Raw genomic sequence first — 12,788 nt, 5'->3', positions numbered from 1 at the left:
GTGTCAACGGGTGAAGGAAAAAAAATTTGCCCGATCGGCCCCAATGGCGATTTTTCCGCAGTACGATCGCTTTTGCGGCAGAATCCCCGCCACCTCACCAGCAACAAACACCCGCCCAACTCGGTTGGCGAAGCTGTAATCCGCTACAATCGGTGTTTGGTAAAGAATTTTTACGAGTTCGCTGCCCATTACAGCCGTTTCGGCCTTGTACTACCCAAAATTGTCTGAAAATATGGATTTTGCTACTCTTGCCGCCCAGCTAAATGCTGGAACTATCTTGCCGGAGGGAATTGTCATCGTCACCCTCTTGGTGGTTCTCGTCGGCGATTTAATCGTAGGCCGCAGTTCCTCTAGTTGGACTCCCTACGTTGCTGTTGCCGGCTTGCTGGCCGCCGTCGCTGCCTTGTGTTTGCAGTGGGACAACGTTAATACCATCTCGTTTCTGGGCGGTTTTAACAGCGATGCCTTGAGTTTGGTGTTTCGCGGAATTATCGCTTTGACAGCCGCTGTCACTATTTTGATATCCGTCCGCTACGTACTGCAAACTGGTACTGCTTTAGCGGAATTTATCGGCATTTTGCTCACCGCTACTTTGGGGGGAATGTTCCTTTCTGGCGCTGATGAATTGGTGATGATTTTTATTTCGTTGGAAACTCTGAGTATCTCGTCTTATTTGCTGACAGGTTACACAAAACGCGACCCGCGTTCCAATGAAGCTGCTTTGAAATATTTGTTAATTGGAGCGTCTTCTTCGGCGGTGTTTCTCTACGGTATTTCGCTGCTGTACGGATTGTCTGGCGGCGAAACTCAGCTAAGTGCGATCGCAGCCAACCTTTCTACAGTTAATAACGGTCAATCTCTCGGTTTGGTAATTGCTTTGGTTTTTGCGATCGCCGGCATCGCCTTCAAAATCTCCGCAGTTCCTTTCCACCAATGGACTCCAGACGTTTACGAAGGTTCGCCCACACCAGTTGTCGCCTTCCTTTCCGTCGGTTCCAAAGCCGCCGGTTTTGCCTTAGCCATCCGGTTGTTAACCAGTGCTTTCCCCGCACTTACCGCCCAGTGGCAATTCATATTCACAGCCTTAGCCATACTCAGCATGGTGTTGGGCAATGTAGTTGCCCTCGCCCAGACTAGCATGAAGCGGCTTTTGGCTTATTCGTCGATCGCCCAAGCCGGTTTTGTAATGCTGGGTTTAATTGCAGGAACCGAAGCCGGTTACTCCAGCATGATATTTTATCTGTTGGTTTACCTGTTTATGAACCTAGGCGCTTTCGCCTGCATCATCCTGTTCTCGCTACGAACTGGAACCGACCAAATCAGCGAATACTCCGGCTTGTACCAAAAAGACCCGCTGCTAACTTTAGCCCTAAGTATTTGCCTGCTTTCTCTCGGCGGAATTCCGCCCCTAGCTGGCTTCTTTGGCAAAATCTACCTGTTCTGGGCAGGCTGGCAAGCAGGACTTTACGGCTTAGTTATCCTGGGATTAATTACCAGCGTAGTTTCGATTTACTACTACATCCGCGTCGTCAAAATGATGGTAGTCAAAGAACCTCAAGAGATGTCAGACGCAGTGAAAAATTATCCCGAAGTTCGCTGGAACCTTCAGGGAATGCGACCTTTGCAAGTCAGCGTCGTACTCACCTTGGTTGCGACAACATTGGCAGGTATTTTATCCAACCCTTTGTTTAATTTAGCCAACGATGCTGTTGCTAAAACTCCCATATTGCAGTCTGCCATCAGTCACGTGCAGCCTGTTGTAGCTGCTGCAAAAATCGAATCGAATCTTTGATCTCGCAACGATTAATTTGCGCGAATTTTGAAAGATGATCTAGCGCCTAACTGTAACAAGTTAGGCGATTTTTCTATCTAGTTTTAAAAACGCAACAGTATTCGTAGAGTGTGTCGCCCTCCACAATCCTTGAATTCTCTCAACAATCTCATGGATCCGCACCAAGCGACAATAGCCCCTGCTAATACCATTTCAACAAAAGATTGCTACACAAATGTTGTATCTGTTTACACTGACCCTGTCGATCGGGTGCGTCGCTGTTAAATTGTCGATATTTTTTAGGGATTGTTGATGGCGACACACCCTACAATTTCTGTTGCATTATTTTTTATTGTTTGATATAAAAAGCGAGACGATATTGATATGATATAATATTAATTATAATGTTAACTAGCCAATTAATATATAATGACCAAAGAACACACCGCATCCATACAGTTTGGACAGGTGCCAGTCAAGGTTATACTTCATCTTATGATGCTTATTCTCGCCAGTATACAATAAATATCGAGGGTAAGCCACCATTCGTAGGTTCAGCAGACCCAACATTTCGAGGCGATGCTGCGCTGTACAATCCTGAAGACTTATTAGTAATGTCGCTGTCAGCTTGCCATATGTTGAGCTATCTCGCTTTGTGTGCTCGTGCTGGGATTCGGGTAATTTCTTACTCGGATGAAGCGACGGGAAAAATGGCACAAAAAGATGGCAAAATTCGGTTTACGGAGGTAATTTTGCATCCGCACGCAACCATCGAAGCTGGTAATGATTTGGAAAAAGCACGCAGTTTGCACGACAATGCACATCATGTTTGTTATATTGCGAATTCGGTAAATTTTCCCGTGTTCAATGAAGCAACAGTTATTGAAATGAATGCTTCTGAAGTCAAGAATTAAAAAACAGTCGCAACCGTTGAGGTAAAAATGTTAGTAAAAACCAAGCCAAAGTTTTATACTCCCGATGAGTACCGACAATTAGAAGAAGCTGCCGAGTTTAGAAATGAATATCGCGATGGAGAAATTGTACAGATGACAGGCGGCACAATTAATCACAGTCGGATTATCCGAAATTTGAGTAGAGTTTTGGGAAACTTGCTTGAAGGACAGCCATTTGAGCTTTTTCACAACGATTTGCGGTTGTGGATTCCCCGACACCGACGGGGAACTTACCCGGATGTGATGGTGATTGAAGGAGAACCAGTTTTTAGCGAAGGGCGCAGTGATGAGATACTTAATCCAATCATGATTGTAGAAGTGCTATCTAAGTCTACAACGGATTTCGATCGAGAGGATAAGTTTCGGTTTTATAGATCTATCCCTGAATTCCGCGAGTACGTATTAGTCAGCCAAAAAGAATTTTTAGTGGAACAATATATTAAGAATGAATCAAATCAATGGTTGTTTCAGGAATACGAAGGAGAAGCAGCAAGAGTTGCTTTCGCTGCGCTGGGAGTCCAAATGTCTATGAGTGAGATTTACAATAAAGTAGTATTTGAAACAGAGGAAACAGAAGTACAAGAATAAATTTTATGTTGTTGGGTGATGCAATTTACAGATTGGGAACAGTAAAACAATACTAATTTGGTTGGTGAGCAATTTAGTCCTCTGATTTTTATGAGGGACGATATATATGGATAAGTACCGAATGGTCGAAACTTTTTGACGCGGATAAAAGATAGTGAAGGTGTAAAAATGTTAGTAAAAACCAAGCCCAATTTTCATACGGCCGATGAGTACCGACAATTAGAAGAAGCTGCCGAGTTTAGAAATGAATATCGCGATGGAGAAATTGTACAGATGACAGGCGGCACAATTAATCACAGCCAGATAATCGGTAATATTTATGCATTCTTAAAATCTGCTTTGCGGGGAAAGAATGCAAGACCATTTATGAGCGATTTGCGGTTGTGGATTCCTCAGTACCGACGGGGAACTTACCCGGATGTGATGGTAGTTGAAGGAGAATTAGTTTGCACTGAGGGACGCAAGGATGAAATACTCAATCCGATACTGATTGTAGAAGTGCTTTCTAAGTCTACCAAAAATTTTGACCGAGAGGATAAGTTTCGGTTTTATCGATCTATCCCTGAATTCCGCGAGTACGTATTAGTCAGCCAACAAGAATTTTTCATCCAACAATATATTAAAAATGAATCAAATCAATGGTTGTTTCAAGAATATAATGGAGAATCTGCAACAGTTTCTTTCACTTCGGTGGGGGTGCAAATGTTGGTGAGTGATATTTATGAGCTGGTTGTATTCGAGACGGAGGAAACAGAAGTACAGGAATGAAATTCATGCTATTGGGTGATGCGATGTTTAACTCAGTCACTGCTAAGGTTATCCATGCCTACCTAGTTAGAGCCTGAGTTGAAAGCTTAAATTTGGAATAAAATCGGATGAATGTAATCTGGCTACTCTTAAAAGCTTCTTGGTTAAATGTTTCCATCGCCATACTCACCGGCTTAATCAGCGGCGGTTCCAGCGCTATGTTAATTGCCCTAATTAACCGCGCCATCAGCGACAATTCTAATGCTAATTTAGTCTGGTATTTTGCGGGATTGGCAATCTTGGCTCTTTTGAGCGGCTTTGTCTCTCAATTTTTGTTAATCTATCTTTCTCAAGAAGCTGTTTATAATCTGCGACTGAGTTTGAGTCGCGGCATTTTGTCTACTCCGTTACGGAATTTAGAAGAGTTGGGGGCTAACCGCTTGCTGGCAACTTTGACTGATGATGTGGGAACTCTTTCTAATACTATATTTCTGATTCCTTTTCTGTGTGTTGATATCGCCGTTGTTGTTGGCTGCTTAGCTTATTTAAGCACGATTTCTAGTACGGTTTTTGTGGTTGTATTTGGTTTTTTGGTGCTGATGATTGGTACGGTGCAGTTGTTGCTAAACAAAATGCGGAAATTCTTCGATTTAGCTAGAGAAGAACAAGATATATTGTTTAAGCATTTTCGCAGCATTACTGACGGAATTAAGGAACTAAAACTGCATTATTTGCGCCGACAAGAGTTTTTTACGGAAGAGTTGCAGATGAGTGCTGATGCTTCCCGCGATTATAATGTGACTGCTTTGAATACTGGTGCGGTTGCGATTGGAGTTGGGCAGTTGCTATTTTTTATGTTAATGGGTTTGCTGTTATTTGCTTTGCCCAAGTTTGTGCCCGTTTCTACGCCTGTTTTGTCGGCGTACATTCTGACAAGTACCTATTTGATGTCTCCGTTTCAGAATATTTTGCAAAGATTGCCGGCGATTTTTCGAGCTAATACTTCCGTCGAAAAAATCGAGAGAATGGGATTGGCTTTGGCGAGTCAAGCTGAGATAAGTTCGGCGGTTAAAATGGTTGAAACCTCTGAGTGGCAGACTCTTGAATTAAAGGGGGCAACTCACAGCTATCCGGGAGATAAAGAAGATAGCAATTTTATATTGGGCGAACTGAATTTGAAGTTTCATCCGGGTGAGTTGGTGTTTATAATTGGCGGTAACGGCAGTGGTAAGTCAACTTTGGCTAAGTTAATTACTGGTTTGTATATTCCTGAATCTGGGGAAATTATATTAGACGGACAGCCGATTACCGATGGGAATCGAGAATGGTACAGGCAGCATTTTTCGGTGATTTTTTCTGATTTCTATTTGTTCGATCGCCTTTTGGGGATGGCTAACCACGATTTGGACAAGCAGGCGGCAGAATATTTGCGAGAGTTTCATTTGGATAAGAAGGTTGAGGTGAAAGATGGGGTTTTGTCTACGACTGCTTTGTCTCAGGGACAGCGAAAACGGCTGGCTTTGCTGACAGCTTATTTGGAAGACAGGCCGATTTATTTGTTTGATGAGTGGGCTTCGGATCAAGACCCGTTTTTTCGGGATATTTTTTACAAGCAGTTGTTACCGGAGTTGAAGCGACGGGGAAAAACGGTGTTTGTCATCAGTCACGACGATCGCTATTTCGATCTAGCCGATCGCGCAATTAAACTAGATTACGGTAAAATTGAGTATGACCGACAACATGGATAAGTACCGAATCGTCGCAACTTTGACTGAAAGTCAGGTTTCCGACTTGATGGATTTGTACAAAAACGAATTCTGGTGTAACAAGCGGACGCGGGAGGATGTGGTGAAAATGCTTGCCGCCACGGATGTTATCATAGGTTTGGTCGATGAGGGCGATGGCGTCCCGCCCCGCAAGCTACGATTAATTGGCTTTACCCGCGTCATGACTGATTTTGTCTACAGAGGCACGATTTTGGATGTGATTGTCCACCCAACATGCAGAAAGATGGGACTGGGTAAGGTGTTGATGGATGCAGTCTTAAATCATCCCCAACTGCAAGCCGTGGAGAATATGAATCTTAACTGTTTGCCGAAAATGATCCCATTTTACAAACGCTGGGGTTTCACTGATGATATCGGTGAAATGAAGTTTATGCGAAAAATGCGGTAAATTTAGTTTGTTCAAATCCCTAATTTTTCGCGAATTAATTCTGCTTTGAAACCTACTAAAACAGCCGTTCCATCTTTGACAAAAAGAGGACGTTTCAGTAGCATTGCATCTCTAGCAAAGGCTTCCACCCAATTTTCACTCGTCCAATCTTTCTTCTCGTCGCCCAAGGCGCGATAAGATTGACCGGAAGTATTTCGCATTGGTTGAAAACCTAAAGTAGCTACCCAGTTGTCAATGGTTTCGCGAGTGGGTGGCTGTTCTTTTGTGTTAACAAACTCGTAATTGACAGCGTTATCTTTGAGCCACTGGAAAGCTTTTTTGCAGGTTCCGCAGTTGGGGATTCCGTAAACTTGAACAGACATAATATTTGGGAATGGGGAATGGGGAATGGGGAATTGGGAATTGGGTCGAAAAGCATTGGGCATTGGAAGCAACAAATAACCAATAACCAATAACTAATAACTAATAACCAATAACTAATGACCGCTAACTAATTTAGCTTGTTGAATCCATTTTTGCACGCGATCGACCGAAGGAGTCAAATCATTGCGCTGCATTGTCGCTACGTGCAGTCTCAGGATTTGTTGGTGCAATCTCTCGACGGGCATTTGAGCTAATTGAGACGCTGAAGCAACGCCTGCGTGCAGCAACAGCCCGCAATATTGACAGCCGACACTCGGAATACGAGCAAGCTCTGCCATTGCTACCCATTTATTCACAGATTGAATGTTAATCTGTAATTGATGTGCTAGCAAGGCTTTGGCGGCAGGTGTTTTCGTCATCCGAATTAATTGCGCGGTTGTGGTGATGCCGCACTGTTGTAGTTGAGACAGATTTTCATTGCTCAAGCCCGGTAGGTGTTCGATCGGCCAGTCACGTAGTTGTACGGAATTTTTACGAGTTATGTGAGAACTTTTCATGTTATTTTCGGTGGATTTACTTATACTTTAAAGTGTCAAATATCAAACAGTCAATAGAGGCGATCGCTTATGTCACAAAATCTCTAAAAACTCGATCGAGGAATTTTGCCGATCGCCTGTGTTGCAACAGGAAATGTTAATTACTTGCCTAGCAGCACTTTCAGGCTTTTTGTCCTTGCAGTCGGGGCAGATTTTTGCCGAGCAAAATCAGCTCGGGGATGAGGACAGACACGCTCAAAAAAACAGTGAAAAAGATGACAGCAAGCAATAATATAAAGATTAGACTTTTTTCTAAAGAGCTGGTACATTGGAAGTTAGGGCTTTATTTATTTTACCTCTGAAAATTAACCGATTTAAGTCCTTACTACAGACACAAGTCAAAATTATCTGTTTTTATTCATGAATATTACTACAAAAGGTGATGATTTGTTAAGAGATGCTTTACGCCAAAGGCGACACAAACTGGCTAATTTAATAAATTTTCCGGTAATTCTTTGGTCGGGTCGCAGCATTCCTCGCAATTATCCGGCGCTTACTTTTCCTTTTCGCGCTAGCAGTCACTTTCTATATTTCGCGGGTTTGCCGTTGGAAAATGCTGCGATTCGCTTAGAAGCGGGCAAATTAGAACTGTTCTTAGATGACGCACCTGCTAGCAGCACTATTTGGCACGGGGAAATGCCGAAACGAGCAGAAATTGCTGAAATAATTGGGGCTGATGCTGCTTTTTCAATGACTGAATTAAAAGCGCGATCGACAAATGCGGCAACGATCGCCCTTCAGGATTCTGTGACTCAGTTGCAACAGCGTGAAATTCTCGCTCGCCCTCTTGCACCGTCCAAAGCGCCAACCGGAATTGATCTAGAATTAACTCAGGCAGTCATATCTCTGCGCCTGAGTCACGATGCAGCTAGTTTGATCGAATTGCGTCAAGCTGCGGCTGTCACCGTAGAAGCTCACAAAGCGGGGATGGCGGCCACTCGAAATGCTCGAATTGAAGCAGGGGTGCGCGCTGCAATGGAAAGTGCGATCGTCTCAGAAAATATGACCTGCGCCTATCCCAGTATCGTCACGGTGCACGGCGAAGTTCTGCACAGCGAGCACTATCACAATCCGCTACAAACAGGAGATTTGCTATTAGCAGATGTCGGTGCCGAATCGTCAATGGGATGGGCGGCCGATGTGACCCGCACTTGGCCTGTTTCTGGGAAATTTTCGCCAACTCAAAGAGCAATTTACGATCTCGTTTTGGCGGCGCACGATGCTTGTATTGAGAAGATTAGTCCCGGCGTGGAATATCTTGATATTCACCTGTTAGCTGCTCGAATTATAGCTGCCGGATTGGTGGATTTGGGTATCTTGCGGGGCAATGTTGAAGATTTGGTGGAAATGGATGCTCACGCGCTATTTTTCGTGCACGGCATCGGACATCTAATCGGTTTGGATGTTCATGATATGGAAGATTTGGGAGATTTGGCAGGCTATGCAGCCCCAAGAGTCAGAAGCAGTCGGTTTGGGTTGGGATTTTTGCGGCTGAATCGAGTTTTGAGTCCGGGAATGCTGGTATCGATCGAACCGGGATTTTATCAAGTTCCAGCAATTTTGAATAACTCAGAAATTCGCGTCAAATATAAAGACTTCGTAAACTGGGACGAGTTGGAAAAATTCGCAGACCTGCGCGGAATACGCATTGAAGATGATATACTTGTTACCGAAGAGGGTAGAGAAGTATTGACAGGGAAGTTACCAGCGAAAGCTCAGGAAATTGAGGAGTTAGTTGCCCTAGGTGCATGAGGATCCATCGCAGTTCAATCAGGCGTGAAAAAATAAATAAAGATGAGTAAAGCTTGGCAAACAGGTCTTTTGATGCTAGTTGAAAAACTGGCATCAAAAATCCAAAAGTTCGCAGCAAGGAGACTTGCGCGCATTTTTCGCAACCGTGTATCTTCGCCGCCGCCGATGCAAGCTGCACCTTTGCCTAGCAACGAAGAAGAGAGACTAAAAGCACTTCATAGCTACAATATTCTCGATACAGGTGCCGACGAAGCTTTTGATGACCTCACAGCTTTAGCATCGTATATTTGTGGCACTCCTATTGCTTTAGTCAGCTTGGTAGATGCTAACCGACAGTGGTTTAAGTCAAAAGTCGGCTTGGACGCACCAGAAACTCCGAGAGAGATAGCATTTTGCTCTCACGCTATTTTAAATCCCGACGAATTGCTAGTTATACCTAATGCTTTAGAAGACGATCGCTTTGCGGGGAATCCGCTAGTAACTTCCAATCCCAATATTCGGTTTTATGCTGGAGCACCGCTAGTAACTCCTGATGGTTTCCCGATCGGCACTTTGTGCGCGATAGATACAGTCCCCCGCGCTCTCACCCCAGAACAACTAGAAGCGCTGCGGACTTTAGGAAGGCAAGTTATTAGCCAAATGGAGTTGCGAATTAATTATGGTAAATTAAAGCGGGCGCAGTTCAGGCAAAAACAAGTTGAAGCAAAACTCCGTTCTACTGACGAGCAAATTGTCAATTTTTTAGAAGGAATGAGCGATGCTTTTTTTGCTCTCGATCTCCAGTGGCGTTTTACTTACGTCAATTACAAAGCATCGCAATTTTTGCAGCGTTCGCCAGAAGAACTTTTTGGTAAAATTTTTTGGGAAGAGTTTCCCGATTTAATAAGTTCGGTATTTTATGAAGAGTGTCATGAAGCTGTAGCCAAACAAGTGGGAGTTAATTTTGACAAATATTACCGTCCCTTAAGAGCGTGGTTTGAAGTCCGGGCTTTTCCTAGTTACGACGGCATTTCTGTATTTTTTCACGATATCACCAAGCGCAAGAAGATGCAATCGGCACTCAGAAAACAACAGAAAAAAACTGAGGATTTACTGCTAAATATTTTGCCAGAACCGATCGCCGACAGGTTGAGGCACGAACCGGGGGTAATTGCCGACAAGTTTGAGAAAGCAACTATTCTTTTTGCTGACTTGGTGAATTTTACTCAAATTTCTACCACTATGTCTGCAACTAAGTTAGTATACTTGTTGAATGAAATTTTTTCGACTTTTGACAAACTGACTGATAAGCACGGGTTAGAAAAAATCAAGACGATTGGGGACGCTTACATGGTAGCGGGTGGTATTCCCATCGCACGCCCGGATGACGCAGAGGCGATCGCGGAAATGGCACTGGATATGCTAGTAGCAATTCAGGAATTAAATGTGAAGCTAGAGGCGAATTTTGAGATCCGCATCGGGATTAATAGCGGCCCGGTGGTGGCGGGGGTAATCGGTACTAAAAAATTCATTTACGATCTGTGGGGAAATGCGGTGAATACAGCCAGCCGCATGGAATCTCACGGCATACCTGGCCGCATTCAAGTCAGCCACTATACTCATGAGTGGCTGCAGGATAAATATGAATTTGAAGATCGTGGTGAGATCGAGATTAAAGGTAAAGGGAAAATGCGGACTTATTGGCTGACGGGTAGAAAAACAGTAAGGGAGATGGAGATAGCCGGAGATTAAATGTAGAAGTGTGTCAATCAAGTAGGGTGCGTCAGAAGCGTAAAATTTGTGCGAGAAATTCACAATCTGATTGTGACGCACCAACTAATGAAGCCTCAGTCAAGTAGGGTGCGTCAGAAGCGTAAAATTTGTGCGAGAAATTCACAATCTGATTGTGACGCACCAACTAATGAAGCCTCAGTCAAGTAGGGTGCGTCAGAAGCGTAAAATTTGTGCGAGAAATTCACAATCTGATTGTGACGCACCAACTAATGAAGCCTCAGTCAAGTAGGGTGCGTCAGAAGCGTAAAATTTGTGCGAGAAATTCACAATCTGATTCTGACGCACCAACTAATGAAGCCTCAGTGAAGTAGGGTGCGTCAGAAGTGTAAAATTTGTGCGAGAAATTCACAATCTGATTGTGACGCACCAACTAATGAAGCCTCAGTGAAGTAGGGTGCGTCAGAAGCGTAAAATTTGTGCGAGAAATTCACAATCTGATTCTGACGCACCAACTAATGAATGGTGCGTCAGTTCTGAGATTGGGAGTGAGAATTGAGAATTATTTTGCCTGACGCACCCTACAGCTAAGACTTGAAAGTAGCTGAACAATCAGGCACGATCGCCAGCCAAGCAAAACGACACCAACAGATGAACCAAATCAGATTATGCTATACACAGAGATATCCGAGCAATCCCGCGCGGTACTCAACGTTATAAAAATACTAAGTTGAAGTCCTCGGAGCCTTTAATATGGTTCAATTTCATATTCAAACAGATAGCGATATCCCCGCATCCACACAACTATTTAATCAAATCAGGTTTGCGATCGCCTCGCGCCAGTTTCCGCCCGGACACCGCTTGCCCAGTACCAGACAACTAGCGATGCAGACGGGTTTGCACCGCAACACCATCAGCAAAGTCTACCGACAGCTTGAAAATACCGGACTGGTAGAGGCCCAAGCCGGATCGGGCATTTACGTCCGCGCTCAAGGCCACGAAGGTGGCAGTAAGGTCAAATCGGCGATCCTCGAAGAATATCCCCTCGCTAACAGAATAGTGCAAGAAAGTATGGATCAACTGCTGGGACAGGGCTGTACGCTCAACCAAGCGAGGGAATTATTTTTGGCCGAAATTGACTGGCGGCTCAGGTGCAGCGCCCGAGTCGTCGTCACAGCCCCCACAGAAGACATCGGCGTGGGCGAGCTGATGGCGAAAGAACTCGAACAAGCTTTGCGGATTCCTATACAATTAGTGCCGATGGAACAGCTAGGTATTTTTTTGGATCAAATCTCTTCGGGAACTGTGATCACGAGTCGCTATTTTATCGGAGAAGCAGAATCAATTTCGGCACCGCGTTCGGTGCGAGTCATTCCCGTAGACATTTACGATTACGATCAGGAAATCCAGCTTGTGGGGGGTTTGCCGAAAGATAGTTATTTGGGTTTGGTCAGCTTGAGTCCGGGAATGTTGCGATCGACCGAAGTGATCATCCACAGTATCCGGGGCGAGGATTTGCTGGTGATGACGGCTTTGCTGTCGGATACCTACAAGATTAACTCGATCGTGCGATCGGCGAGAACAATTTTCTGCGACCAACCGAGTTTTGCTACAGTAAAAGCTGCCATTAACGCTGCCAGAGAGGATATTATTCGTCCCCCGCAACTGATATGCTCTGAAAATTACATCGGCTCTAAGTCGATTAATTTGCTCAAGCGCGAGTTGGGCTTGGGGTAAGTCAGTTGTTAGTTGTTGGTTATTGGTTATTGGTTATTGGTTATTGGTTATTTGTTATTGGTTATTGGTTATTGGTTATTTGTTAGCAGCCAACAGTCAACAGCCAACAGTCAACAGCCATTAGTCAACAGTCAACAGCCATTAGTCATTAGTCAACAGCCATTAGTCATTAGTCAACAGCCATTAGTCATTAGTCAACAGTCAACAGTCAACAGTAATTAGTTAATTTCCATTCCCAATAACAACTAACCAACAACAACTAACAACTAACAAATAACAAATAACAAACAACAACTAACCAATAACAACTAACAACTAACAACTGACTAATCATTTATGCCAATTGAAATTCAACCATCAATTAATGTTAAAACTGCGATCGAAAGCAGGCACGCC

Annotated in this window: 13 protein-coding genes; 10 read left to right on the top strand and 3 right to left on the bottom strand. The window is 44.0% G+C overall.

Annotated elements, in window-relative coordinates; genetic code table 11:
- Positions 1–3 precede the first annotated feature (3 nt).
- A complete protein-coding gene (locus tag IQ270_RS05285; RefSeq protein ID WP_193972199.1) occupies positions 4–189 on the bottom strand; it encodes a hypothetical protein in 186 nt (61 codons plus the stop codon).
- 43 nt (positions 190–232) lie between these two features.
- Between IQ270_RS05285 and IQ270_RS05280 the strand changes: the two genes are divergently transcribed.
- The 6 genes from IQ270_RS05280 (at position 233) to IQ270_RS05255 (ending at position 6,234) form a co-directional block, all read left to right on the top strand.
- Complete coding sequence (locus tag IQ270_RS05280) at positions 233–1,792, top strand: NAD(P)H-quinone oxidoreductase subunit N (protein ID WP_193972198.1); 1,560 nt, start codon at positions 233–235, stop codon at positions 1,790–1,792.
- Positions 1,793–2,175: 383 nt separating this feature from the next.
- Positions 2,176–2,685 (top strand): OsmC family protein, encoded by a 510-nt coding sequence (locus tag IQ270_RS05275; protein ID WP_228056094.1) that lies wholly within the window; start codon positions 2,176–2,178, stop codon positions 2,683–2,685.
- A gap of 27 nt (positions 2,686–2,712) precedes the next feature.
- Complete coding sequence (locus IQ270_RS05270; protein WP_193972197.1) at positions 2,713–3,312, top strand: Uma2 family endonuclease; 600 nt, start codon at positions 2,713–2,715, stop codon at positions 3,310–3,312.
- A 168-nt stretch (positions 3,313–3,480) separates the two neighbouring features.
- A complete protein-coding gene (locus tag IQ270_RS05265; RefSeq protein WP_193972196.1) occupies positions 3,481–4,080 on the top strand; it encodes a Uma2 family endonuclease in 600 nt (199 codons plus the stop codon).
- Positions 4,081–4,187: 107 nt separating this feature from the next.
- Positions 4,188–5,807 (top strand): cyclic peptide export ABC transporter, encoded by a 1,620-nt coding sequence (locus IQ270_RS05260; protein WP_193972195.1) that lies wholly within the window; start codon positions 4,188–4,190, stop codon positions 5,805–5,807.
- Positions 5,788–6,234 (top strand): GNAT family N-acetyltransferase, encoded by a 447-nt coding sequence (locus tag IQ270_RS05255; protein ID WP_193972194.1) that lies wholly within the window; start codon positions 5,788–5,790, stop codon positions 6,232–6,234. The genes IQ270_RS05260 and IQ270_RS05255 overlap by 20 nt, the downstream gene beginning before the upstream one ends.
- An 11-nt stretch (positions 6,235–6,245) precedes the next feature.
- Here the strand turns inward: IQ270_RS05255 and IQ270_RS05250 are convergent, their stop codons facing one another.
- Entirely contained in the window at positions 6,246–6,596 is a 351-nt protein-coding gene (locus IQ270_RS05250) for a Spx/MgsR family RNA polymerase-binding regulatory protein (RefSeq protein ID WP_193972193.1), read from the bottom strand.
- Between the two features lie 114 nt (positions 6,597–6,710).
- Positions 6,711–7,154, bottom strand: a complete 444-nt coding sequence (locus IQ270_RS05245; RefSeq protein ID WP_193972192.1) for a DUF4332 domain-containing protein — start codon at positions 7,152–7,154, stop codon at positions 6,711–6,713.
- Between the two features lie 133 nt (positions 7,155–7,287).
- Here IQ270_RS05245 and IQ270_RS05240 point away from each other — a divergent pair, with 133 nt between their 5' ends.
- From IQ270_RS05240 to IQ270_RS05225, 4 genes are all read left to right on the top strand, one after another.
- A complete protein-coding gene (locus tag IQ270_RS05240) occupies positions 7,288–7,425 on the top strand; it encodes a hypothetical protein (protein ID WP_193972191.1) in 138 nt (45 codons plus the stop codon).
- A gap of 128 nt (positions 7,426–7,553) precedes the next feature.
- Complete coding sequence (locus IQ270_RS05235) at positions 7,554–8,945, top strand: aminopeptidase P family protein (protein WP_193972190.1); 1,392 nt, start codon at positions 7,554–7,556, stop codon at positions 8,943–8,945.
- Between the two features lie 42 nt (positions 8,946–8,987).
- On the top strand, positions 8,988–10,676 hold the full coding sequence (locus IQ270_RS05230; protein ID WP_193972189.1) for an adenylate/guanylate cyclase domain-containing protein: 1,689 nt from the start codon (positions 8,988–8,990) through the stop codon (positions 10,674–10,676).
- A 732-nt stretch (positions 10,677–11,408) separates the two neighbouring features.
- Positions 11,409–12,392 carry a GntR family transcriptional regulator gene (locus IQ270_RS05225; protein WP_193972188.1) on the top strand — a complete coding sequence of 328 codons (984 nt, stop codon included), beginning with the start codon at positions 11,409–11,411 and terminating at the stop codon, positions 12,390–12,392.
- The last annotated feature ends 396 nt before the right edge of the window (positions 12,393–12,788 follow it).

It is taken from the genome of Microcoleus sp. LEGE 07076 (assembly GCF_015207455.1).
GTDB lineage: Bacteria > Cyanobacteriota > Cyanobacteriia > Cyanobacteriales > Microcoleaceae > Microcoleus.
Note: the sequence above shows the minus strand (reverse complement) of the source record. Positions and strands in the feature narration are given on the sequence as shown.